Annotated in this window: 23 protein-coding genes and 1 riboswitch; of the genes, 9 read left to right on the top strand and 14 right to left on the bottom strand. The window is 39.1% G+C overall.

Annotation, left to right across the window (positions count from 1 at the left end; genetic code table 11):
• Window positions 1–44: 44 nt before the first annotated feature.
• The gene (locus tag F606_RS0101305; RefSeq protein ID WP_019552053.1) at window positions 45–251 is read right to left on the bottom strand and encodes a hypothetical protein; all 207 of its coding nucleotides are present in this window, start codon (window positions 249–251) and stop codon (window positions 45–47) included.
• A 438-nt stretch (window positions 252–689) separates the two neighbouring features.
• Here F606_RS0101305 and F606_RS0101300 point away from each other — a divergent pair, with 438 nt between their 5' ends.
• Complete coding sequence (locus tag F606_RS0101300) at window positions 690–1,709, top strand: LacI family DNA-binding transcriptional regulator (protein ID WP_019552052.1); 1,020 nt, start codon at window positions 690–692, stop codon at window positions 1,707–1,709.
• 73 nt (window positions 1,710–1,782) lie between these two features.
• Here F606_RS0101300 and F606_RS0101295 read toward each other — a convergent pair whose 3' ends face one another.
• The 4 genes from F606_RS0101295 to F606_RS20325 form a co-directional block, all read right to left on the bottom strand.
• A complete protein-coding gene (locus tag F606_RS0101295) occupies window positions 1,783–2,742 on the bottom strand; it encodes an NAD(P)H-dependent glycerol-3-phosphate dehydrogenase (RefSeq protein WP_026329179.1) in 960 nt (319 codons plus the stop codon).
• A gap of 65 nt (window positions 2,743–2,807) precedes the next feature.
• Entirely contained in the window at window positions 2,808–3,557 is a 750-nt protein-coding gene (locus F606_RS0101290) for a tRNA threonylcarbamoyladenosine dehydratase (RefSeq protein WP_019552050.1), read from the bottom strand.
• A 213-nt stretch (window positions 3,558–3,770) separates the two neighbouring features.
• Window positions 3,771–4,853 carry a cell division protein FtsZ gene (gene ftsZ, locus F606_RS0101285; RefSeq protein ID WP_019552049.1) on the bottom strand — a complete coding sequence of 361 codons (1,083 nt, stop codon included), beginning with the start codon at window positions 4,851–4,853 and terminating at the stop codon, window positions 3,771–3,773.
• Between the two features lie 442 nt (window positions 4,854–5,295).
• The gene (locus F606_RS20325; protein ID WP_019552048.1) at window positions 5,296–6,654 is read right to left on the bottom strand and encodes a diguanylate cyclase; all 1,359 of its coding nucleotides are present in this window, start codon (window positions 6,652–6,654) and stop codon (window positions 5,296–5,298) included.
• 258 nt (window positions 6,655–6,912) lie between these two features.
• Window positions 6,913–7,024, top strand: a riboswitch (TPP riboswitch).
• A gap of 71 nt (window positions 7,025–7,095) precedes the next feature.
• Here F606_RS20325 and cytX point away from each other — a divergent pair.
• Window positions 7,096–8,319 (top strand): putative hydroxymethylpyrimidine transporter CytX, encoded by a 1,224-nt coding sequence (cytX, locus tag F606_RS0101275; RefSeq protein ID WP_019552047.1) that lies wholly within the window; start codon window positions 7,096–7,098, stop codon window positions 8,317–8,319.
• Window positions 8,320–8,336: 17 nt separating this feature from the next.
• On the opposite strand, the gene F606_RS0101270 is transcribed toward cytX, so the two are convergent.
• Complete coding sequence (locus F606_RS0101270; RefSeq protein ID WP_019552046.1) at window positions 8,337–9,257, bottom strand: RluA family pseudouridine synthase; 921 nt, start codon at window positions 9,255–9,257, stop codon at window positions 8,337–8,339.
• A gap of 203 nt (window positions 9,258–9,460) precedes the next feature.
• Here F606_RS0101270 and rsmH point away from each other — a divergent pair, with 203 nt between their 5' ends.
• Entirely contained in the window at window positions 9,461–10,525 is a 1,065-nt protein-coding gene (gene rsmH / locus F606_RS0101265) for a 16S rRNA (cytosine(1402)-N(4))-methyltransferase RsmH (protein WP_019552045.1), read from the top strand.
• A gap of 120 nt (window positions 10,526–10,645) precedes the next feature.
• Here the strand turns inward: rsmH and F606_RS0101260 are convergent, their stop codons facing one another.
• The gene (locus F606_RS0101260; protein ID WP_019552044.1) at window positions 10,646–11,527 is read right to left on the bottom strand and encodes a LysR family transcriptional regulator; all 882 of its coding nucleotides are present in this window, start codon (window positions 11,525–11,527) and stop codon (window positions 10,646–10,648) included.
• A 114-nt stretch (window positions 11,528–11,641) separates the two neighbouring features.
• On the opposite strand from F606_RS0101260, the gene F606_RS0101255 reads away from it, so the two are divergent.
• Complete coding sequence (locus F606_RS0101255) at window positions 11,642–12,598, top strand: DMT family transporter (RefSeq protein ID WP_019552043.1); 957 nt, start codon at window positions 11,642–11,644, stop codon at window positions 12,596–12,598.
• A 106-nt stretch (window positions 12,599–12,704) separates the two neighbouring features.
• Window positions 12,705–14,063: an adenylosuccinate lyase gene (gene purB, locus F606_RS0101250; RefSeq protein ID WP_019552042.1), complete on the top strand. Its 1,359-nt coding sequence runs from the start codon at window positions 12,705–12,707 to the stop codon at window positions 14,061–14,063.
• A gap of 107 nt (window positions 14,064–14,170) precedes the next feature.
• On the opposite strand, the gene F606_RS0101245 is transcribed toward purB, so the two are convergent.
• From F606_RS0101245 to F606_RS0101235, 3 genes are all read right to left on the bottom strand, one after another.
• A complete protein-coding gene (locus tag F606_RS0101245; protein ID WP_019552041.1) occupies window positions 14,171–14,884 on the bottom strand; it encodes an SDR family oxidoreductase in 714 nt (237 codons plus the stop codon).
• 273 nt (window positions 14,885–15,157) lie between these two features.
• A complete protein-coding gene (locus F606_RS0101240) occupies window positions 15,158–15,496 on the bottom strand; it encodes a winged helix-turn-helix transcriptional regulator (RefSeq protein WP_019552040.1) in 339 nt (112 codons plus the stop codon).
• A 511-nt stretch (window positions 15,497–16,007) separates the two neighbouring features.
• A complete protein-coding gene (locus F606_RS0101235) occupies window positions 16,008–16,865 on the bottom strand; it encodes an AraC family transcriptional regulator (protein ID WP_019552039.1) in 858 nt (285 codons plus the stop codon).
• 161 nt (window positions 16,866–17,026) lie between these two features.
• Here F606_RS0101235 and F606_RS0101230 point away from each other — a divergent pair, with 161 nt between their 5' ends.
• The 4 genes from F606_RS0101230 to F606_RS0101215 all read left to right on the top strand — a co-directional run bounded on the left by F606_RS0101230 (window position 17,027) and on the right by F606_RS0101215 (window position 20,351).
• Entirely contained in the window at window positions 17,027–17,368 is a 342-nt protein-coding gene (locus F606_RS0101230; protein ID WP_019552038.1) for a cupin domain-containing protein, read from the top strand.
• A gap of 62 nt (window positions 17,369–17,430) precedes the next feature.
• On the top strand, window positions 17,431–17,964 hold the full coding sequence (locus tag F606_RS0101225) for a TRAP transporter small permease (RefSeq protein WP_019552037.1): 534 nt from the start codon (window positions 17,431–17,433) through the stop codon (window positions 17,962–17,964).
• On the top strand, window positions 17,964–19,262 hold the full coding sequence (locus F606_RS0101220) for a TRAP transporter large permease (protein ID WP_019552036.1): 1,299 nt from the start codon (window positions 17,964–17,966) through the stop codon (window positions 19,260–19,262). The genes F606_RS0101225 and F606_RS0101220 overlap by 1 nt, the downstream gene beginning before the upstream one ends.
• An 87-nt stretch (window positions 19,263–19,349) precedes the next feature.
• Window positions 19,350–20,351 (top strand): TRAP transporter substrate-binding protein, encoded by a 1,002-nt coding sequence (locus F606_RS0101215; RefSeq protein ID WP_019552035.1) that lies wholly within the window; start codon window positions 19,350–19,352, stop codon window positions 20,349–20,351.
• 205 nt (window positions 20,352–20,556) lie between these two features.
• Here F606_RS0101215 and rlmH read toward each other — a convergent pair whose 3' ends face one another.
• The 4 genes from rlmH to F606_RS0101195 all read right to left on the bottom strand — a co-directional run bounded on the left by rlmH (window position 20,557) and on the right by F606_RS0101195 (window position 23,643).
• Window positions 20,557–21,036, bottom strand: coding sequence for a 23S rRNA (pseudouridine(1915)-N(3))-methyltransferase RlmH (rlmH, locus tag F606_RS0101210; protein ID WP_019552034.1), 480 nt, complete (start codon window positions 21,034–21,036; stop codon window positions 20,557–20,559).
• The gene (locus F606_RS0101205) at window positions 21,033–22,154 is read right to left on the bottom strand and encodes a S1C family serine protease (protein ID WP_019552033.1); all 1,122 of its coding nucleotides are present in this window, start codon (window positions 22,152–22,154) and stop codon (window positions 21,033–21,035) included. Before F606_RS0101205 ends, rlmH begins: the two co-directional genes overlap by 4 nt.
• A 12-nt stretch (window positions 22,155–22,166) precedes the next feature.
• Complete coding sequence (locus F606_RS0101200; RefSeq protein WP_019552032.1) at window positions 22,167–22,934, bottom strand: MBL fold metallo-hydrolase; 768 nt, start codon at window positions 22,932–22,934, stop codon at window positions 22,167–22,169.
• A 274-nt stretch (window positions 22,935–23,208) separates the two neighbouring features.
• Entirely contained in the window at window positions 23,209–23,643 is a 435-nt protein-coding gene (locus F606_RS0101195; protein WP_019552031.1) for a transcriptional regulator PerR, read from the bottom strand.
• Between the last annotated feature and the right edge of the window lie 185 nt (window positions 23,644–23,828).

Here is a 23,828-nt window from a genome sequence, read left to right as displayed (position 1 = left end):
TCCCCTTAAAAAACTCATATACTTGTATCTAGACTTTACATGACTTACTTTAATAATCGGATATTAGCAAAAACCAAACATATTTTTTGTCGACAAATCCCCACTCTCCCAATGGTACATTGTTTCAATCGTTGTACGAACAAGCGTCTTTTTGCAATTAAAATAATACTTGAACCAAATGTGAGTCTCATGAGCGATAGTATTGCCGAAGGCTCTTGAAACTGTTGACGAAAATCATCAGAACTTTTCATAGTCAATCGACTCCTTACTAAGTTAAATTTGGATCTTTCATTTCATAAGGTTTGAAACCATAATAATGCCGCAAAATTGCTTTATCGCAAAATATTCTGTCATTGTTAATTCTTATATAAAACAAGAAATATGATAATGAATATTTATGTAAAATATATATTTATGTCTTGTTTGTAATTGCTTACAATTCATTTTAGCATTTGTAATGTATATGTCAACATAATTTGTATTGATTTAAAAGTTTTCATTTTCACATTCTTTTATAAATATATGATACCCCTTTCTTTTCCTTCAAGCTCAGTATTTATTGACTATTTACTATAATTTTAATCAAATTACCTTCTTTTATGTAAGCGCAAACAAGAATCTTACATTTTCTATTGCTATTGTATAAAAATTCGCTATACTTAAATATATACTAAAACCAGAGGTGAATTATGACTATTTACGATATAGCAAAAGCCTGTGCCGTTTCGATTGCTACGGTTTCACGCGTTCTAAATGGCAGTACAAAAGTCAGTCCTAAAACACGTGAAAAAGTCTTAGCAGCCATGAACGAGCACAACTATAAACCAAACCCATTTGCCCGTGGACTTGGCTTAAATTCGATGAAAATGATCGGTATCCTCTGCACCGATGTATCCGATGCATTTTTTGCCAAAGCCGTGTCTTTAGTTGAACATGATCTCAGAAAACGCGGACTTGATGTTATTTTAGGCTGCACTGGCAATGAATTATCAGACAAAAAAAAATATTTGCAATTGTTTCTCGATAAACATGTTGATGCCATTATCCTAATCGGCTCACCATTTCGTGAAGAACAAGATAATTCGCACATTGAAAAAATCACGAAACAAATTCCAATTATTACAATCAACAGTCTTTTGGATGTACCAAATATTTATTGCGTCCTCTGTGATGAAAAAGAGGGCATGCAAAAAGCCATCGAGCTTTTGGCGAAACAACACTGTGATAATATTTTATATCTGTATGATTCATTATCTTATAGTGGACAGCAAAAACTGGCTGGTTACAAAGCAGGGATACAAGAATATAATTTAAAGCAAGTACCGTACTTAATCCAAAGAATACCGCGAACACTCGAAGCAGCAGAAGCCATTACAACGAAACTCCTGGATAGTGGTATCGAACTTTCTGCCATTACCGCCTCAGAAGACCTGCTCGCTGTTGGTGCACAAAAAGCTCTATCGGCACGTGGAATTATTTTACCAGTCATCGGCTTTAACAATTCAATTCTAGCTGAATGTTCTACACCTTCACTCACAAGTATCGATAACCGCTTAGATGTACTATGCCCAGCGGCTGTCACGATTCTGGCACAAATCCTCAATGGTGATTTTGCTGCTGCCCCATCAAAAACAATTTTTCCTTCCTTACTCGTTGAACGAGAAAGTTTTTCACACAATAAACCGAATAAAAAAGAAGCTGCCCTATAGTAAATATGCAGCTTCTTTTTTTGTAAATTCGAAAATTTTAATTTCATTGATACAACCGTCTTGATCTCAGCCCTCATTCGGCTTTAACCGGACGTAAAAATAAAGAAAGCAGTTCACCTTTTATATCTTGACTACCCTTAAGGATCTTGTAAACAGCCTGACAAATCGGCAATTCAATTTTGTATATCCTTGCTAAATCCATCAAGGCTTCTACTGTGTATACACCTTCAGCCAGTGTATCCGAAACTTCACCTCGAACAAAGTCTTCACCAAAGCGTCGGTTGTTGCTATGCAATGAAAACAAGGTTGCCTCATAGTCGCCTAGATGACTAAGCCCATAAACCGTCATAGGATCCCCACCCATGGCTTCAATCAGGCTGGATAGTTCTTTGGTCCCCCGTGCCATAAGCGCCCCTTTTAAGCTGGTATATTGAAGACCGTCTAACATCCCCGCTGCAATTCCCACGACATTTTTCGCTGCCGCACCAATTTCAATGCCAAGCAAATCTGTCCCATAATAAAAACGAATCAATTTACTGCTAAATTCATCAACAATCTGCTTTGTTACCGCAATATCATCCGAGCCAATTACCATGCAGTTTGGTATTCCTTTTATAAAATCCTGTACATGTCCGGGTCCCACCCAAACAGCCACCTTAATACCTGCTCCAAGTTCTTCCAATAATATTCTGGATAGCCTTTCTCCTGTACCAATTTCCAAACCTTTCATGCAAAGCACAAAGGTTTTATTCTCTATATTGCCTAATGCATGCAATTGTTTGCCTAAAGATCGCAGCGACTGCGAACTAATAGAAATAATCACAATTTCACCAAACGAAATCGTTTTCTCTAGAGAATGGCTCAATGAAACCTGCTTTGGCAGCATCAAAAAATCATTTTTACGTGTATCTTGTAACTGTTGGTATCGTTTTGATGTTTCCCGACCCCATACCATGACCTGATTTCCCAATGACTCCGTATACCATGCCAAAAAAGCAGCCCAGCGGCCACATCCCAAAACCGAAATTTTCAAATACTCAACCCCGTTCAAAAAGGATGGTGTGAACAATATTTTCCCACCATACCAACTTTCACATTTTATTCTGCAATCAAATCTTTGATTACTTCACCAGCGATAATAAGTCCTACAACCGATGGTACAAAAGAAACACTGCCAGGAACAGATCGGCGCGCATCACAATTACGCGCACTGCCCGGCGGGCAGATACATTCTGTGCCACAACCGCCTAGTGCAGTCGATTTAATGGGCTGTTCTTTTGAATATACCACTTTCAATGATTTTATGTGGCGCGCTTTTAATTCTTTACGCATCACTTTAGCCAGCGGGCAGACACTCGTCTTGTAAATATCAGCAACCTGAAAAGCCGCAGGATCCAATTTATTTCCCGCCCCCATGCTGCTGATAATTGGAATATTTTTTTCTTGTGCTTTTACCACTAAATCAATTTTCCCCGTTACGGTATCAATCGCATCCACAATATAGTCATAATCATCCATAATAAACTCTTTGGCATTTTCCGGCAAATAAAATTTTTGAATCGTAGTAACCTCAACATCCGGATTAATATCCAGTATTCGTTCCTTCATGACTTCAACTTTAGGCCGACCAACCGTCTTACTTGTCGCATGAATCTGCCGATTGATATTTGTTAGACAAATCGCATCATCATCGATCAGCACCAAATTACCAACCCCGCTGCGGGCAAGCCCCTCAACAACAAAAGAACCAACACCGCCTATACCAAATACTGCAACTTTACTATGGGTTAATTTTTCTAAACCACTTACCCCTAGCAAAAGTTCTGTGCGTGAAAATCTATGTAACATAAAATGAATCTCCTCTATTTTTCAACTTAATCATGTGTCTATATAACGAATCAAAACCTTGATACATTAGCAATTCTCGATAGCGATGTTTTTTATTCGTTCTATATATTTTAATATGAATAGCCATTATCTGCAACCATAGGTAAAAAGCATATCCATTCATAAAAATAAACTAAATGAATATGCTTGCTGCGGCAGAAAGCTTACGCGATCCTAGGTTTTAGAGCGATGAAAAATCGGGATTCTCTCTGCTAAATCCACTGAAGCAAATTTAGGCACATCCATGGTTTCAGCTTTATGCACAAACAGCTCCTCCTGATTGCCCAATACTTTACCACCACTCACAAAATCTGTTGCTATAATTGTGGCTCGAACCGTATCACCTAAAGTATCATCAATGACTGTCCCAAAAATAATATTCACATCCGGGTGCGTATGTGCATAAATATATTGCGTGGCCTCATTCACTTCATACAAGCTCAAATTATCACCGCCACTGACATTCAAAATAATGCCGCGCGCCCCCTCTAAGGACTTTTCAATCAAGGGACTCGAAATAGCCTGCTGCACAGCTATAATTGGACTGGAATCCCCCTCCCCAATACCAATCAGTGCCTCAGGACTCGTACTTTGCTGAAAAATTGACTTCACGTCAGCAAAATCCACATTGATGACGCCGATTGTCATAATTAATTCTACAATGCAGCGAATGGCCTGTTTGAGTATACCGTCGGCTGCGGCAAATGCATCTATCAATGATAATTTTTGACTGCCGGTCAGCCTTAATAAATTATCATTTTTCACAGAAATCAAAGCATCAATATGCTCCTGCAATTTTTCTATACCGATCTGGGCAATTTTTTTCTTGCGTGATCCTTCAAACGAAAATGGCATAGTCACAACACCAATTGTCAATGCACCCATTTTTTTAGCAATCGCCGCAATAACGGGCGCGGCACCCGTACCCGTTCCACCGCCCATAGCAGCCGTAATGAAAACCAGATCTGCCCCATTGAATAGTTCTTTGATCTGCTCTTCATTCTTTTGTGCAGCAAGCTCGCCCAATTCATGTTTCGCCCCAGTGCCGAGACCTTTCGTTAAGGAAGCACCAATCTGCAGCGTCTTTATATTAAATGCTTTTAATTTTTCTAATTGTTTCGCATCCGTATTTATACCAATCAATTCTATATTTAATAACTGTTCTTGGGCGATTCTTTGTAAAACACTATTACCACCGCCGCCGACACCGATTACTTTGATCTTGATAACTGCTTCATTTATTGCATTTTCCGCCATAAAACCGCGTCCTCTCTCGTTATATACTGGGATCTTCTTTCTCAGCATGTAATCTAAAAAAACAAAGCATAATGATATTATTATTTCAAGATTCGTCGGAGTATTCCTTCTATTTATTTTCATATTATCTATAAAAAAAATACAAGGTCTTTATGGACATTACCCCACAAACCTTGTATTATAAAAATCCGAGTCAATTGGGGGAAGATAAAACTCCGCCAGCAGCAAACTGAAGACTGTAAAACATCCACTATACCAATTTTGACTCTACATAATATTTAGAAATAATATAGATAGACACACGAGAATAATTTTGACACCATCACTCTTCAAAAAAAGCACTCCTTTAATTATCTATAAAACATCTATTTTTATTATACGCTCTTCTGCTATTTTTTCAATAAAATCGGAATGCAAATTATTCAGAATATACTTCAAATTTTTAAGTTTTTTTGCTTTTCATTTGAATGTAAGGGAAAAATTTAATATCCTCTCGTAGTAAATGACCAAGAACCACATCATCGACCAAAAAAGAAAAAAACACAGATGCTTTAATATCGCCCCGACTATAATGTTCCTTGACTTCCAAAACTTTTTTTACCAGCTTCTTATGCACCAAGGCATGCTCATGTGCCTTTCGATATGACATTTTTTCTAAAAGATGCTCTTCACAAGCAAAGTGGTAGACAATATGTTCAACTAACCGATCCAATTGCTGCAAAATATTTGACGACTGGAGTTTTGTAAGCAGCGTCATCGTCATAAGTCCTTGCGATATTTCCAATAATTTTTTATGCTGCCGATCAATTTCCAGATTACCACATTCCCAATCTTCTATCCATTCAATATGCACAGATGCAATTGGCTTTGAATTTTCACTAGAATGAGCCACCTGATTCCGACCTAGCTCTTTCGCACGATACAAAGCTTCATCTACCCTTTTATACCAGAACTTGAAAGACTCCTTTGCCTTTCGTTCCGCAACACCAAAACTTGCCGTAATACTTCCAACGCCATGAAACATCTCACCTTCTATCGCAGCACGAATTTGTTCAGCCGTTTCAGCCGCCTCTTGCATTGATGCATGCGGCATTAAGACGATAAATTCATCGCCGCCAAACCGAATCAACATTGCCGTATTAGGAATCGCTGCCCGCGCAATTTTAGCAGCCTGTTTCAAAACATCATCGCCAACTGGATGTCCCCAGGTATCATTTATATCTTTAAAATGATCAATGTCAAAACTAATCATCGAAAATTTTTCTTTATGAAGATCTGCATAGTTCATCTCGTTGTCTATTTTTTGCTCAAAAAAGCAACGATTGTATAAACCCGTCAATTCATCCGTAATTGCCAGCAGTTTAAGCTTATCGTTTGCTTTTGCTAAGTCTTCATTGATTTGTGTTAAATCTGTCGCACTACTAATTGTTGAAAACATAGTCTGTTCCTGCTTGAGAAGAATCATCGCACAAGCATCTTTAATCAACGGGACAAGCAAGACCTTCTGTAATGTTGGAGAAAAACCAAACGACATCTCAGAGTGCAAAATTTTATTACACAAAACAGCCTCACTGCAAAGCTCTATCCACTGCTGTATTGGTTCTGTATGCACCCTATATATTTGCGTCAGCAGCTTATTCTTGACAGATGCAGCTTGTAATCCAGAAGCTTTAGAAAAAGCTTGATTGATTCCTAAAATTTTTACGTCCTGTACCTGACCTTTTGCATCACGAAAAAGCTCCTGCACCAAATAAGGAACAGGTGATTTTATAAATAACGCTTTCCATAAAAGTGTATTCATTGGTCTGACTCCTTTCCGCCATAATTTATATAAATTGCCAGCCCCGCAAATTCACCTGAACATTGCCATAATTAAACCAGCAACAAACAATACCAAGTTAAAAAACCATTCGACACGGCGTCCGTTCTTCCCTGTACCTTTCTTAAAAGATCGTACAAAAACACGTTACCTATAACAAATTAAAAATTCGACCAGTATCCTTGTTAAAAATGACTTAGTTGTAAACCACAAATAAATATGATACGATGAGTTAAATAAAAAAGTCACTAGGGGAGCTGGAAAAGCTGGCTGAGATATAGATCTAATGAAATCTATGACCCTTTAACCTGATCTGGATAATGCCAGCGTAGGGATGTTGCATGGTTTTTGTGTCTTGCAAAAGCGCATCCTTCGGGGTGCGCTTTTATTTGTATAAATTTCATTACAAGGAGTCGATTAAAAATGATACATAACAAAAACACAACCCTGGGATTTAATCATTATTTGTTTTTATGGTTTGGTGCCGCGGTTTCAATTGCTGAAATATTGACTGGCGGCTTGTTAGCTCCACTTGGTTTTCAAACCGGCGTAACTGCCATCGTACTTGGCCATATCGTAGGTACGATTATCTTAATAGCAGGTGGCATAATTGGTACCGATGAGCGGATTCCCGCTATCGTATCCACACGTATCTCGTTTGGCCAATATGGCTCTTATATCTTTTCCATATTAAATGTATTACAGCTCGTCGGCTGGACAGCTGTCATGATTCTTGCCGCTTCCCGATCCGCAAATGAAATCAGTAAAGTGCTCTGGGGATTCGATCAGCAATCGCTTTGGAGCCTTATACTAGGCGGATTAGTTCTTTTATGGATTGCCCTCGGACGCGATGGCGGCTTAAAAAAAGCCAATATGGCTGCCGTTTTCCTTTTATTTGGCATCACTCTTGTATTAAGCCAGGTTGTATTCAAAGACACAAGCCTCCTCAGTGCACCAGCACGGGGTGGAATGTCATTCGGTGAAGCATTGGAGCTCAGCGTCATCATGCCGCTTTCCTGGCTGCCATTAATTGCGGATTACACCCGCTTTGCCAAGGACAAAAAAAGTGCTGCCTTAGGCAGCGGAATTGGGTATTTTGTCGGCAGCTGCTGGATGTATATCATTGGACTTGGGGCTGCCATTGCTGCCGGAAACCCAGAACCATCCGCGATGATGTTAGCCGCAAATTTAGGACTAGCCGCTTTAGGCATCGTTGTGCTGGCAACCCTGACAACGACGTTTCTCGATGCCTATTCAGCCGGAGTGAGTTTTGCTAATATTTTTCCCAAGCTCAATGAAAAACACGTTGCTTTAATTATGACCATAATCGGCACACTCACTGCCTTATTCGTCGATATTGAACAATACGAAAACTTTCTGATCGCCCTTGGTTCTGTTTTTGCACCATTATTTGCGATCTTGCTCACCGAATATTTTATAATCAAAAATCGTCGTCTGCGCCCCGAACTGCTTGTGAATTGGCGTGCTTTTGCAGTTTGGCTGCTGGGCATCTACTTGTATTATCAATTTATGGACATACAATTTATCCTAGGTGCCACCATACCTGTCTTCGTTATTACGAGTCTTCTCTATCGAAGTATTTTGGTTTATACAAAAGAATGGTCGTACTGCCTAAATAACAAATAAAAAAGAAAAGACGATGCTTACTGATTGGGTAGTATCGTCTTTTCCTTTTTTTTGCAAACCTCCATAGCCTTTATAAAATCCTGCGGAAGTGGAGCCTGCACCTTGATTTCAGTATCATCCTTCAATCGCCGAAACGTAATACAAGTTGCATGTAAAGCCTGCCTTAACATCCCAGGAAAACGAACTCCATACATGCCGTCGCCAAGAATTGGATACCCCAGATGGGCCAAATGCAGCCGAATCTGATGCGTTCTACCCGTATCTAAGTTGAGTTCCACCAAAGAAGTATCCGTATAATGCGCGACGGTTCGATAATGCGTAATCGCCGGCGCCCCTAGTTGATTGATCGCACGTCGATTTGGTTTACTTGGATGAGCTCCAATGGGTGCATCAATCGTTCCTGAAGCAGGACCAACGATGCCGCTGACCAAGGCCCAATAGGTTCGTTTTAATGTTTTTTCCTTTAATTGCTGTTCCAGTATAAATTGGCTTCGCGAATCTTTGACAAAAATAATACACCCGGAAGTTTCTCTATCCAATCTGTGCACAGGACGAATTGTCGTCACAATATTACGTTTTTGCAGTTCATAGGCTAGATAATTAGCCAAAGTTCCACTCGTTGTTTGACCCGTAGGATGCACGAGCTGCCCGGCTGGTTTATTCAGTACCAGCATGTATTCATCTTCATAAAGTATCTCAATATCCCCTGCTTCGGGCTCAACTCCATAAGCAGCATCTTCGAAATTCAAAATTCGCAGTGTATCGCCAAATTTCACTTTTTTTTGCAAAAAAACAGCTTTTCCATTTAATAAAATACCTTTTTTTCTGGTTAGTTTTTGAATTTTTCTGCCGGAATACTGTAACGTCTGTTTCAAGTACGTTTCCAGTACAAAACCATCCTGTTCTTTTTCGATTTTATATGTTGTAAATTTTTTCATAAAGTACCCCGATCCTTACTTAACCACCTAAACATTTCATCCCGCAAAATGTCATAAAGTGCATAAGACCCATAATAAACTATATAAAGCATTTTGACAAATATATAGAACTCACGTTCGTGGCGTTGCTTTAATAGATTGCACCTGCTATCATATAATTTATAAGAAAAATACAAAAATAATACTAAAAATGAGGGAAAATCATGGGTCTAGATCATACATTGGATGAGCAAGCGCCCAAACATCAACGACGTATTCGCTATAAAGGCACTCACCCCCAAAAATTTAAAGAAAAATACAAAGAACTGCACCCTGATCAATATAAGGATGCTGTGGCAAAAATTATCGAAAAAGGTAATACACCTGCTGGGATGCACATTCCCATTTGTGTGAAAGAAATATTGGATTTTCTGCAAATAAAAGCCGGTCAGACCGGCTTAGATGCAACACTCGGCTATGGCGGTCATAGCTTGGCAATGCTTCAATGTTTACATGAAAAAGGACGCCTATATGCAATTGACGTAGATCCTATTGAATTACCGCGCACCAAAGAACGTTTAGAGCAGCTTGGTTATGGTTCCGAAATTTTAGAAATCCAGCAAAGGAATTTTTCTCAAATAGATCAAATCACGACAAAAACAGGCAATTTTCATTTTATATTGGCAGATTTAGGTGTTTCCTCGATGCAAATAGACAATCCAGACAGAGGTTTTTCCTTTAAAGCGGAAGGCCCGTTGGACTTAAGGCTAAATCCCCAAAAAGGGACCTCTGCCGCAATTCGTCTAAAAGAAATGACGCAGGATGAATTACAAGATATGCTAATTGAAAACGCAGATGAACCGCATCATAAAGCAATTGCACAAGCAATTGTTTCTCAGCTAAAAAAAGGCAATGCTATACAAACAACAACCCAGCTTAGAAATATCATTAAAGATGCTTTAATTAACATTCCACAAATCACAGAAGCCGAAATTAAAAAATCCTGCCAACGATCTTTTCAATCCTTACGTATTGACATTAATAATGAATTTGAAGTCTTGGATTTATTTTTAGAAAAGCTGCCAAATGCTCTCGCCAAAGGCGGTCGGGTTGCCATACTTTCATTTCATTCAGGCGAAGATCGCCGCGTTAAAAAATCTTTCAAACGTTTTTTTGGTGAAGGTGTTTACCGCGAAATAGCACCCGATCCGATTCGTCCATCAGCAGAAGAGTGTCATGTCAATCCTCGTGCGCATTCTGCTAAATTGCGTTGGGCAATCAAATCGTAAAGTATGTTTGCCTGACGAATTCTACTTAAAAACAAAAGCCCAAAACCAACGAAAACAGGTTTTGGGCTTTTACTTATTTTCGGCAGCTGACAAGTACTATATAAGTTGCATTATATATATTCAATGCAATTTCGAAAAAAATGTTTCCAGCTCCTCCATAAGGGAAAGAGCCGCCGCCGACATATGACGACCTTTTCGATATACAATGCCAATCGTTCTTTTAATCGGGATATCCAATAGTGGTATTGATTTTATACTGTGCCTGCACATACTACGTACATAGAGCCGTGGCAAAACACTGACTCCAATATTTTTTTCTACCATTTCACGCAAATCGTCCATTTCGCTTAGTTCAATCGTTGGCGTAAAATCATACCCGTTTTCCTGACACGCCTGATCAAACATTTGTCGAACCAAATATTTTCGTGACATAAGAATCAACGGCACTTCTTTCAACTGGGCAAAGCCAATTCGCTTTAGCTGTGCCAATTCATGGGTCTGTGAAGTCACAAAAACCAAAGTCTCCGAATAAAGGGGAATACTCTCGAGCTCTTTATCGGCCAGAGGCAAAAATACAACGCCAAAGTCCAATTCATTTTGCAGCAGCTTATGCCGAATTTGTTCTGTTGACAGCTGCTCAACCGCAATTTGAATTTTAGGATAACGTTGATGAAAATCCATAACGGTCTCCATTGCTAGATACGTCCCCAGACAAGCTATTTTTATATGACCGCGTTCTAGACCCTTCAGTTGACTAATATCGGTTGCCGCTTGTTCCAAAGTATCAAAAACTCGCATGCTATATTTAAACAGAATCTCTCCTGCCTCGGTGAGCAAAATCCGTTTTCCAACACGATCAAACAGCGGCGTGTTGACTTCCTGTTCCAGTACATGAATCTGTTGACTGAGTGTCGGTTGCGCAATACCAAGGCTTTCGGCAGCTTTGGTAAAATGAAGATGTTTACAGACAGCAACAAAGTATTGTAAATGCCTAAGTTCCATTATTTATCCCCCATTCATAGTCTATGCCTATTATAATAATTGAAAAATCGCAATTGAACAATCATTTTTTGCATGATATAGTGAATTTAAAAGTAAATCGAGGTGTTATATATTATGCAAACTTGGATATTTCTCTTACTCTGTAATTTGTTATGGGCGGGTAATTTTATTTCCGGCAAAATTGCTGCTGGTGAATTTCCGCCATTTTGGATAAGTCTACTACGGTGGAGCATTGCTGTGATCATTTTGCTTCCCCTTGCCTTTTGGGCAAAAAAAATAAATTTAAAATCAATTGACCGGAAAACCTGGTTGAATCTTGCTGGCATGGGGATTTTTGGCATTGATCTTTTCACCCTCTTCACGTATTCAGCACTCCAATATAGTTCTCCCGTCAATGTATCACTGATTAGTACATTGACACCAGCCTTTGCGATGCTGTTTACCGCCCTCTTCCTCAAAGTCCGCACGTTCCCTCGGCAGTACTTAGGACTACTGCTCGCTATTATCGGCGTATTAACAATTATATCGCAAGGCAACCTTACAAGTATCGCATCCATCCAATTCAACAAAGGAGATCTCTTAATGCTGCTGGCTGATATGTCATGGGTCCTCTATACTGTAACCGGGAAAAATGTCACCACACTCCCACCGCTTATGACAACAGCCCTTTCTTCCTTGCTTGGCGTACTTTTTCTGCTTCCTTTTGCACCTTTTATCCCGCTTCCCACAGAAGCAATCACCAGCGCCGGTATTTCCAGTATTATCTATATCAGCCTTGGTGCTTCAGTTTGTGCTTTTATCCTATGGAATTTTGCCCTGCAGCGCGTTACAATAACGGCGGCAAGCATTTCAATGAATCTCATTCCGCTCTATACGGTCGTGATTTCACTGTTTCTCGGTCAATCCTTCCAAATGTCACAGCTCGTTGGTGGAATTCTCGTTCTCGGCGGCATTTGCTGCATTAGCTTGCCACAAAAAAAATCAATGCCATTGCCGACTATTGAAGTAACTGGTAAAAACATCCCATTATCTTCGGTGAAAAATTTAATTCAAACAGACAATACCCTATAATTCACTTTAGAATGTGGCATTGTAAGACTGTAATGTAGTATAATAAGCATAGCTTTTAAGCAACAGCATAGAGACTGCTAAATTTTAAAGGATATGAGGTATAAAAATGAGTATTAAATCACTTACGCCGCTAGAAGGACGCTATGGAGCCATCACTGAACCTTTGGAAGACTATTTTTCGGAATGGGCTTTAATAAAATACCGGATTCATGTAGAAGTAGAGTGGCTTATTACAATGGCCAGCAACCCTGCTTTTGGTGAAATTCGTGAATTCACAACAGAAGAAATCGCTTTTTTACGCAATATCGTCAACAATTTTGATGAAACCGCTGCCCTTAAGATCAAAGAAATCGAACGCACAACCAATCATGATGTAAAGGCAATCGAATATTTTCTCCGCGAAACCCTGGGAGCCATGTCACTGTCTGACGTACTCGAATTCATCCATTTTGCCTGTACTTCAGAAGATATCAATAATCTTTCCTATGCGCTGATGCTGAAACATGGTATTGAAAAAGTCTGGTTGCCAGAAGCAGAAAAACTGATTGAAAACGTTACAACGATGGCCGAAGAGGAAAAAGCCATACCGATGCTTGCTCATACACATGGACAATCCGCTTCACCAACCACTGCCGGCAAGGAACTCGCCGTGTTTGTCTATCGTTGGAACCGCCAGTTAAAACAGCTTCGTTCGCAGGAATATCTGGGGAAATTCAACGGTGCTGTCGGCAACTTTAACGCCCATAGTATCGCCTATCCAGAAATAGACTGGGAAGCTGTTTCTCGTACATTTGTTGAAAGCTTAGGATTGACTTTCAACCCGCTGACCACACAAATTGAATCCCATGACTATGTCGCTGAAACGTTCCACACGCTTACGCGTTTCAATAATATTCTACTGGATTTTGATCGTGACATGTGGCTTTATATTTCCCTTGGTTACTTCAAACAAAAAGCCGTTGCGGGAGAAGTTGGCTCTTCTACTATGCCTCATAAAATAAATCCAATTGATTTTGAAAACTCAGAAGCAAACTTAGGTTTAAGTGATGCTATCTTGGATCATCTGGCAAACAAGCTGCCGATTTCCCGTTTGCAGCGTGATCTCAGCGATTCTTCTGCACTGCGCAACATCGGTACCGGGATTGCTCATTCTCTTATCGCAATTACCTATACCTTAAAAGGTCTGCGTAAAACAGGGGTCAATCGTGAAGCTCTGGGCGCAGATCTGGAACATGCTTGGGAAGTTCTCTCCGAAGCCGTACAGACTGTAATGCGTAAAAACGGTCATGCAAATTCCTATGATAAACTGAAGGCCATTACCCGCGGGAAAGGCATCAGTGAAGAAGACATCAAAGCCTTTATTGAAAGTGTAGCTTTACCTGAAGCAGACAAAAAACGCCTGCTCGCCCTCACTCCAGCAACATATGTTGGTTTAGCACCAGAATTAGTAAACCATATAAAATAAGTACACTATGAACTCAAAAAACGTCCTGCTAAATTTAAAAATTTAGCAGGACGTTTTATTGTGTACCGTTAACAAGGATACTTCTCTATATAACAGGTCAAACCTCCTTAAATCAGTATATGACCTCCATCCACATGCAAAACAGTACCACTAACAAAACTGTTACTAATCAGATATAAAATGCCTTTTGCAACATCATCCGCTACGCCTACCCTTTTCACAGGAAGTTTATTTGCTATGCCCATATAAAATTGGTTACGCGCCACTTCAGACATTTTACGCCTTGAAGGAGTATCAATAATACCTGGTGAAATTACATTAACTCGCAGTGGAGCAAGTTCCAAAGCCAGTGTCTTGCCAAGAGCTGCTACGGCTGCATTAATTGCACCAAGAGTCGCAGATCCAACCATGGATTTGTAGGCTACGATACCAGAGAACAGAGTAATAGACCCTTCAGGAGAAATAGTTTTCGCACCATATTTTGCCGCATAGTACTGTCCCCAAAATTTGTTATCAAACATTTTCTTATCCATTTCTGTGTCTGATGAAAGAAATGGCCCACCTGATGTTTCAGCAGCCGTAACTACTAAATGGTCTATAGAACCGACATGGGCAAAAAATTTTTTTACTTGTTCTTCCTCAGCAATATCTAAAACATATGATTTTGTTTTTTTGCCAAGTTCCATTTTTGCATTTTCCAGTTTGTCCGAAGAACGACTCGCTATAATTACTTCTGCCCCTTGTTCTAATATAAGTTTAGCTGCTGCTAATCCAATGCCAGAACTCCCACCAATGATTACTACACGTTTGTTTTGAAACATTTGAAATCCTCCTTCACAGCCCTTCTGGGCTTGTGATCTCATTTTAATTCCATAACTTCATATTGTAAAGTAGTGTATTTTTATTCATATAGTTTCCCTAAAGAAAGTTTTTTATTTATCGATATAATTCAAGTCATTAAATTTTATATCGTTGATTTTTGACCATAAATCACTACTATAAATCAACTTGTCTTGAAAGATTTCAACGTCAAAAAAACTGGCTACAGCATATACTATAACCAGTCAGAACATGATTTTATAATATTATTAAATTTACAGCATCAAACCAAAGCGTTTCATCTCAACCATGATTCCGCGCAATTTCTTTCCTTTCTCAGTTAGAGAGTATTCAACTCGTGGCGGCACTTCTGCGTATGCCTTCCTTGTAATTATATCGTGTACTTCCAGTTCACGTAGACGTAGAGAAAGCGTCTTAGGACTAATCCCTGGCATTGATTTCTGTAGTTCACTAAATCTCATAACTTCCTCAAGCATCAAATCTCGAATAATCAAAAACATCCATTTTGTTCCTAGTATATCTAACGTTTTAGCTATCGGGCAAGGTTCCCCTGGTATTCCCTTATTTAAAACAATGATTTCTGTATTTTCCATACCGATTTCTCCCTCTAAATTCTGCCTGACTTCTTCTCTTTATAATATCACAGAATGTCTTTATCAGCGAGATCACCGGACTTACATATTCACTTTTACAGTCTTTCAAGAGACTCTCTTTAACACTTAGTACATCAACGCACCTAATGCCATGATTAAAACTGATACAGCAAAAAACTGGAAGCTAAAATATTTACATTTTTTGAAATATGCTACTACAATCGGACTGATGATCTAACCGAAACCATAGACCGTAATTAATTCTCCGATCTCCTACAAAAATACAATGCAGCCCAGACCATTATTTTAGTAAGAGTCCATGTTGCATTTTCAATTGTAAAAATAATTTATTCATATAAAGACTTGAAAAAAGGCCCTGGCCGTTCCCTATATATAAACAATGAATAATTTTTCCCAGCAATACACAAAAGCCCTACAAGGATTATCATTAAAATCAGGACAGGGATGTAGCCAAATTAAGACTTGGCATCCACCAAATAAAAAAAACAAGTTAGCTTGGTTTACCTCGATACTGGGCTGGCGTTGTGCCTAATCGTTTTTTAAATAACTGGCAAAAATAAGAAATATTACTGATTCCAATCCGGTCGCAGATTTCCTGTAAAGATAGAAATGTTGTTCTGAGCAGTAGACAGGCTTCCCGCAAACGACGATAAATAAGATATTCCGTTATGGTACTACCGGTGGCTTTGTGGAACAGATGCGATATATGAAAACTTGAAAGATGAAGTTCCTTTGCTAAAGCAGCCAGCGTGAATTCCTCATAGTAATGGGACTCGATCCATTGCATAACGTGTTCAGCATAGCAGATATGGCGAAGTTTACTCTCTTTGTCAGCTTGATTTTTGGCAGTCCATTGCTCTTTTAGTGTAGTTAAAAACAACATAAAGAATAACGCAAAAGCCTCCGTATTCATTAATTCTGTATCACGCGGACAGTAGAGCTGAAATAGGATGTCAAATTGTGAGGGGTTCGCCACTTGAATAACCTGGCAATCAAGGTTACTCTGACGCAAGTATAAAAAAAAACGTTGTAGGATTGTAAATTGTTCCAGGTAAGGCTCTATAACCGATGGCTCTAACAATAGCTTTGACCGAATGTAAGAGCCTGTTTCAGGTATTTCAGCTTTTACCCTATGAAGCTGGAAGGGTTGAAAATACATTAAAGAACCTGGTTGGAAGGGATAGATGACTTGGTCAACGATAGCCGAACCTTCTCCCTCGTGAACGTAGATGAATTCCACTCCCGGATGGGAATGAAATTTATCCCACGGGTTCTGAGCTGGGGTGGTATGACGGTAGATAAATTGATGGGGATGTGCTGTTAGTTTAAAATCAAAATCATTTATCATTGATAAATCAATCACTCCCAAATCGCAATATAACAACATTTTATCACAATATTCAATCAATACAAGTAGTGAAAATTATATTAAACTGGAAATATAATGGATAGTAGGAACTATGTATGTTGAAATAGACTTTAGAGTCCTACAAAAAAGGAGGAATTTTCTTGATTATAACCAACACAGATGTACAAATTAAAAAAACAGGTGACAAAACATCACAAAAGGTCCTCGTAGCCGGAGATAAAATTATGATGGTAGAATTTCATTTCGCTAAAGGTGGAGTTGGTGCTTTGCATAAGCATGACGACCATGAGCAAATTGGTTATGTTGCGAAAGGAAGCTTCGAAATTACTGTAGGTAACGAAATAAAAGTTGCAAAACCGGGTGATTGCTATTATGCTGCCAAGAATGTCTGGCATGGCGTTGTGGCCTTGGAAGACGATTCAATTCTGACAGATGCTTTCACACCGTTACGGGAGGATTTTCTCACAACCCATGAGGCATAACTGAATAAACCATGTAACGAACGTAAGAATCGGTATTAAATTGTATATGGGGAGTTGATATTTTGGAAGATTCAAAAGGACCTGCACCAATTCAGAAAAAAGGAGTAAAGCATGTAGTAAATTTACTTCTACTTATTGATAAGGCCTTTGAAGAATTATCAAAGATAATGCTGCTAACAATGATTGTGATTGTATGTTTTCAGGTATTCGCCAGAAAATTGTTCAGTTATACACCAACTTGGTCTTTAGATGTCACAATATTCTTACTTATATGGTTTTCATTTTTAGGCATTGCGATGGGTTTTCGGGAAAGAATCCACCTTGCTTTTACTTCGATCCATTTTAGTGATAAGGCGAATTTTTATATTGAAAAGCTCATCTCGCTTATTGAAATTCTCTTTTCACTAATATTAATTATTTATGGAACAAAGCTTACGCTCAACGACTTTGGCCAAATTATTCCTACAATGGGTAATTTGCCGATCGCTTACAGGACTCTCGCTGTACCTGTATCGGGTGTTCTTATTCTATTTTATGGAGTGTTTCAATTTTTTGGCGTTGATTTGAAAAGACATAAAGGATTGGGGGGGCATTAATGGATCATACTACGATTGAAATTATTATCCTTACGACAACATTTATTGGATTAATGCTAATACGAGTACCAATTTCTTTGTGTATTGTCGCCTCAACACTATCCGTTTTTTTAATGGAAAATTTTGGTCTTGACTTAATTGCGCACAAAATGATAGACGGTCTCAATACCTATGCATTACTTACCATTCCGTTCTTTATTTTGGCTGGTCAAATTATGGGTGAAGGCGGGCTAGCGAAACGACTCATACGATTTGCTTTACTAGGGTTTGGTCGCTTTCCCGGTGGTCTCGCTATGGTAAACTGCCTGGCTTGTCTATTATTTGGCAACATATCCGGCTCAGCTAGTGCGGATATGGCCTCTGTTGGTACCGTTATGATTCCACAGATGGTAAAAAAAGGGTACAGCAAGGAATTTGCCACAAGCCTTACGATTTCAGCTTCTGTGCAAGGTGTTGTTGTTCCACCAAGTCATAATTTAATTTTGTATGCGCTTGCTTATGGCGCAGCAGCTCCATCGATCAATGCTCTTTTTTTAGCGGGTGTTTTCCCTGGTTTCGTTATATGTGCAATCTTAATGTTTGCTGGTTCATTTCTAGCGGTTAGGCACGGTTATACAATGAAAGAAATCATACCGAAGGAAGAACGCTTGAAAATTGTTTTCGATGGAATATTTTCTATTATGCCTTGCATTATAATACTAGGGGGTATTTTTACCGGTTGGTTTACAGCCACTGAAGCGGGAGCGATTGCTTGCTTATACGCTTTCATTGTTACCTTCTTCTTTTATCGGGATATTCTCCTTGAAGAGTTTTGGCCAATTATATTAAAAACATTAAGAATCTGCTCCCTTGTGTTTTTCTTAATGGCAGCGTCTGCTGCATTTAGCTATGTTTTAACAATCTTGCGTATACCAGAAATGATTACTCATCTTCTATTAGGAATATCCAGTAACCCACTCATTTTATTGTTTATCATAGCTTGTCTGTTGATTTTACTGAGCGCACCGATGGATATGGCACCATTGATTATGATTATGACGCCAATCTTAAAACCAGTTATACTTAGCATGAATATAGACCCTATCCATTTCGGAATTATTATGATGCTCAGCCTGGGAATTGGTTTGACGATTCCACCTCATGGATCTGTTTTATTTATAGGGTGTGCCTTGACAGATACACCTATAGGAAAAGCTGTCCAAAGCATGCTCCCGTTCTATCTCATCTTGTTTGTTTGCTTAATGGTAATTATATACATTCCCCAATTATCTCTATGGCTGCCACATTTCATGCATTAAATCTTCTATATGGCAATCGTATCCCCGTTCTGGCAGCCTGATAAGCTAGACGTAATTTCTTTAATATATATAAAAGGAGCGAAAAAAATGAAAAGAAAATTATCCGTTCTAATCTTATCCCTGCTATGTGCTGTTTTATTGACAGCTTGTGGCACAACTACAGAAAAATCGAGTGGAGGAGCCACCGAAATGACTATAAGACTGGCTGATATTCAGCCAGGAGACTATCCTACAGTTGACGGCGACAAGAAATTTGCCGAGCTTGTTAAAGAAAAAACAAACGGAAGAATTAATATTGAAGTTTATCCCGGCGGAACATTAGGGGATGAAAACTCCGTTGTAAGTCAGGTTCAATCAGGTGGTACAGTTGATATGACAAGAGTCAGCAGTGCTGCGCTGGCCTCCTTCAACCCTAAAATGGGATTGTTTGCTCTTCCATATTTATTTAAAGACTTAAATCAAGAATGGGCATTTTTGAATAGTGCTAAAGGGCAGGAAATGTTAAAAGACCTGCAATCATCCAATATGATGGGATTAGCATACTATGATTCTGGCGCTAGAAGCTTCTATTCTAGAAAACCACTTACGAAACTTGCTGACCTGCAGGGGCAAAAAATACGCGTACAACAAAGTGCAATTACGCTTGATATGGTTACTGCATTAGGAGCAAACCCTATCGTAATGCCATATGGTGATGTATTTGGCGCATTACAAACTGGTACCATTGATGCTGCAGAAAATAATATGCCTTCATTTGACTCAGCAAGCCACTATACCGTTGCGACGAATCTTATTTTAGATGGACATCAACGTGTTCCGGAAGTACTTCTGATCAGCTTAACTTTGTGGAATAAATTATCACCAGATGATCAAAAAATTCTTCAAGAAGCTGCCACTGCTTCCGTTGACACAGAAAGAGACGCTTGGGATAAATATGATGAAAAATCTACCGCAAAGATTAAAGCTGCTGGCGTTACCATTACCTCGGTTGACAATATCGCTGATTGGCAAGCAGCTGTTAAACCAGTACTTGAAAAAGATGGTGCCCAATTTAAAGATCTTATTGATTATATACACACTTTAAATTAATAAAAAAGTTAAATATGTTTGCTATATTAAATATTTCACATGGCAATCGTCAAGAATGGGGTAGGGTTCAGTAGCGTTACGCACCTCTGGCAGACTGATAGGCTAAATGTAATCGCTTTCATGCATGATGTAAAATTAAACCTTGTAGTTAAACAAAAATCCTGTCCACTTATCTTACTACAAATGGACAGGATTTTTTCTCTAATTACCAGTGATACTTCTCGCCCCGATTAATTTTAAAGGCCCGGTAGATTTGCTCCACGAGCAGCAGTCTTACCATTTGATGGGTAAATGTCATGCGTGAGAAACTGAGTTTTTCGGCGGCGGCTTGGCGGACTTCTTCAGACAAACCAAAAGCGCCACCGATTAAAAATGTAATATTACTTTGCCCCTTGAGCCCTAGCTGGGCAATATTTTTAGCAAGTTCTTCGGAGGAAGATTCTTTGCCATACACATCTAAAACAATGAGGTAGCTCCCCTCTGGTACTTGCTTCAAAAGACGCTCACCTTCAATGGTGAGCGTCTTTTTCTTTTCTGCTTCGGATGGGTTATCCGGCATTTTTTCTTCATGGATTTCAATGATTTTAAGATTCGCAAACGTTGTCATGCGTTTGGTAAATTCAGCGATTCCGGCTGAAAGATATTTTTCTTTAATCTTGCCTGCTGCGACAATGTTTATCTTCATTGGCTATCCGGCATTTCTTCAAGTGCCACATCAACGCTGTGTTTCTCACCATTTCGAGTGAATTCTACTTTCACTGTGTCACCCACGTTGTAGTTAACGATGGCTGTTCTAAGGTCAACCACCGTGTTGGTTTCCGTATCTGCTATCTTAAGGATGATATCACCTTTTTGGATACCCGCTTTTTCACCAGGACCGCCTGCTGTCACTTGTGCAACATAGATGCCTTTATCAATATTCAAAGAATAGCCCTGACTAGCCGCTGTTGCTTTATCGAAAACACCCACGCCTAGATAAGGACGCACTACATGACCTGTTTTAATAATATCTTCAATAATCGGCCGTACTGCATTAATCGGAATTGAAAAACCCATACCTTCAACCCCAGCTGCTGAAACTTTTGCACTATTGATGCCAATTACCATACCATCAGCGTTCACAAGTGCTCCACCGGAATTGCCCGGATTGATTGCCGCATCCGTCTGAATCAATTTAAATCTGCGTTCACCGATTTCCATACTACGATTCAAGGCACTGATTACCCCAGCTGTTACACTGCCTTGAAACTCCAACCCCAATGGATTACCAATGGCAAGTGCTGGTTCACCGACCATAATATCATCTGAATTGCCAAATGTTACCGTTGGCAGACCTGTTGCATCTACTTTGACAACAGCAATATCCGTAACCGGATCGGTACCGACAATTTTCCCAGCCAGAGTCCTGCCATCAGAAAGTGCTACGGTGATTTCTTTTGCCCCATCGACCACATGATTATTCGTTACAATATAACCATTACTGTCAAAAATAACGCCCGAACCAGTCCCTTGATTGATCATCACCTGATGATTAAACCAATCACGTGCCACAGCTTTATTCGTTATACCAACAACAGCTGGTCCTACACTTTTAGCAGCTCTGACAAGCGCTGTATTTCTTGCATCAGAAAGTTTATCATTCGCGGCCGGAGGCGTTAGATTCGATGTACTCTCCTGCGCTTTTGCCGCAGATTCCTGTTTATTGCCAAAAGCTGTGCAGCCTGCAAACAATGCTGAAACAACCAGCAAAATACTTATCATCACCACAAAATATGGATTCAAATTTTTATATAATGCTTTCATAAAAAAAACCTCCTACAGACTTACAATTTCATTTTGTTTCGTCAAACGTATATCCAAATCAATGCCCAAGTCATAACCTTGCTGCTCCACGATCCCACAAACCGTAGCATGTGCAACATGCGGATCATTATTTTCAGCACTTAAATGTGCTAAAAAAACTTTCGTTTTTTGTTTTTTCATACGAACTAAAGCCCACGCAGCATCCTCATTCGATAAATGACCGCGATTGCTCAAAATACGTTGTTTCAGATACCAGGGATAAGCACCTTTTTTCAATAACTCTGTATCATGATTGGCCTCCAATACCAAAACATCCGAATAATCCAAAGCTGCCTGTACACTGCTGGTAACAAATCCCAAATCTGTTGCCACCGTACATTTTATATCCCGATCCAAAATCGTGAAACCAACCGGGTCAGCCGCATCATGCGAAATATTAAATGCCCCAATTTTAAGATTGCCAATACAGAAATCCTCACCAATCGCATTGCAGCACTGATCAGGAATTGTATCACGACAATACATGGATGCAAAAGTATCAGACCGTGTATAAATCGGCAAACTGTATTTGCGGGACAACGTCGTTAGCCCGCCAATATGATCACGATGCTCATGCGTAATTAAAACCCCATCTAATTCCTCAATCTCAACCCCAATAGCAAAAAGACTTTTTTTGATTCGAAGAGCACTAATTCCTGCATCCACTAATATTTTTGTGCCATTCATTTCAATGAAGATTGAATTGCCTTTACTACCGCTTGCCAATACCGAAACCTGCATATATTTTTCTACCTCATTTATATCCAATACATTCCACACGAACACATGAACTCTGCTCTTTTGCCCAAACAAGTTTCTATTTATAAAGTTAGCAAAGAATCCTGTAAAGCATCTGAAATCATAGCAAAATTCTATTTATATCATACTATTCTTTATCCCTAAAAACAACAATCCACTGCAACAAACACAGCTGAAATAAAAAAAATCGCAAACCCCCTGTATTCTCACAGAACATTTGCGAATTATCAACCGTTGACAACACATAGAAATAGAATTAGTGCATTTTCCCTGCTTTCGACTGGCACTCAGGACAAACTCCATAAAAATAGAACTGCTGACCTGACAGGCGATATGCTGTTTGTTCACTGATCTGATTCACATAAGCTGATTCATCCACACCGTAAATATCATCAACCCGATTACAAACTAAGCAGCGTACATGCGGGTGTGTATCCGTATTCGCATCATAACGAAAACTTTCTTCACCAACATTTAAGATTTGAACCAATCCTATTTCTTTTAAAATTTCAATTGTTTTATAGACCGTTGCCAAACTCATCGTCGGATAAAATTCCTGCAATTTACTGAATATCATTTCAGCACTCGGATGTTCCGTTGTGTTACTTAACACATTGTAAATTGCCAAACGCTGTGGCGTTACTTTAAAGCCTTTTTCTCTTAATAATGCTGTTACTTCTTTTGCATCCATTACAATCCGCCACCTTACATGAACATTTCTTCGTCTACTCATTCATAAAAAATAAACTAGATTCGTTCTTTATTCTTATATATTCCTAACAAAGCATAAATATATATAGATATTTATTATTCTACTGATTAAAATGATTTTTGTCAATGTATCTATTGCAGTAATTAAGAACTCGTATTGTGCTA

The sequence above is a fragment of the Propionispira raffinosivorans DSM 20765 genome, assembly GCF_000381065.1.
In the GTDB taxonomy this organism is placed as follows: domain Bacteria; phylum Bacillota; class Negativicutes; order Selenomonadales; family Selenomonadaceae; genus Propionispira; species Propionispira raffinosivorans.
This window is presented reverse-complemented; position numbering and strand designations above follow the sequence as displayed.

Bases quoted from the DNA above. Each gene is read 5' to 3' on its own strand.
- F606_RS0101305 (WP_019552053.1), bottom strand. From the start codon at position 251: ATGAAAAGTTCTGATGATTTTCGTCAACAGTTTCAAGAGCCTTCGGCA.
- F606_RS0101290 (WP_019552050.1), bottom strand. From the start codon at position 3,557: ATGTTACATAGATTTTCACGCACAGAACTTTTGCTAGGGGTAAGTGGT.
- F606_RS0101300 (WP_019552052.1), top strand. From the start codon at position 690: ATGACTATTTACGATATAGCAAAAGCCTGTGCCGTTTCGATTGCTACG.
- F606_RS0101245 (WP_019552041.1), bottom strand. From the start codon at position 14,884: ATGTTTCAAAACAAACGTGTAGTAATCATTGGTGGGAGTTCTGGCATT.
- F606_RS0101270 (WP_019552046.1), bottom strand. From the start codon at position 9,257: ATGAAAAAATTTACAACATATAAAATCGAAAAAGAACAGGATGGTTTT.
- F606_RS0101220 (WP_019552036.1), top strand. From the start codon at position 17,964: ATGGATCATACTACGATTGAAATTATTATCCTTACGACAACATTTATT.
- F606_RS20325 (WP_019552048.1), bottom strand. From the start codon at position 6,654: ATGAATACACTTTTATGGAAAGCGTTATTTATAAAATCACCTGTTCCT.
- cytX (WP_019552047.1), top strand. From the start codon at position 7,096: ATGATACATAACAAAAACACAACCCTGGGATTTAATCATTATTTGTTT.
- rlmH (WP_019552034.1), bottom strand. From the start codon at position 21,036: ATGAAGATAAACATTGTCGCAGCAGGCAAGATTAAAGAAAAATATCTT.
- purB (WP_019552042.1), top strand. From the start codon at position 12,705: ATGAGTATTAAATCACTTACGCCGCTAGAAGGACGCTATGGAGCCATC.
- F606_RS0101255 (WP_019552043.1), top strand. From the start codon at position 11,642: ATGCAAACTTGGATATTTCTCTTACTCTGTAATTTGTTATGGGCGGGT.
- F606_RS0101235 (WP_019552039.1), bottom strand. From the start codon at position 16,865: ATGATAAATGATTTTGATTTTAAACTAACAGCACATCCCCATCAATTT.
- F606_RS0101200 (WP_019552032.1), bottom strand. From the start codon at position 22,934: ATGCAGGTTTCGGTATTGGCAAGCGGTAGTAAAGGCAATTCAATCTTC.
- F606_RS0101260 (WP_019552044.1), bottom strand. From the start codon at position 11,527: ATGGAACTTAGGCATTTACAATACTTTGTTGCTGTCTGTAAACATCTT.
- F606_RS0101240 (WP_019552040.1), bottom strand. From the start codon at position 15,496: ATGGAAAATACAGAAATCATTGTTTTAAATAAGGGAATACCAGGGGAA.
- F606_RS0101195 (WP_019552031.1), bottom strand. From the start codon at position 23,643: ATGGATGCAAAAGAAGTAACAGCATTATTAAGAGAAAAAGGCTTTAAA.
- F606_RS0101205 (WP_019552033.1), bottom strand. From the start codon at position 22,154: ATGAAAGCATTATATAAAAATTTGAATCCATATTTTGTGGTGATGATA.
- rsmH (WP_019552045.1), top strand. From the start codon at position 9,461: ATGGGTCTAGATCATACATTGGATGAGCAAGCGCCCAAACATCAACGA.
- F606_RS0101215 (WP_019552035.1), top strand. From the start codon at position 19,350: ATGAAAAGAAAATTATCCGTTCTAATCTTATCCCTGCTATGTGCTGTT.
- ftsZ (WP_019552049.1), bottom strand. From the start codon at position 4,853: ATGGCGGAAAATGCAATAAATGAAGCAGTTATCAAGATCAAAGTAATC.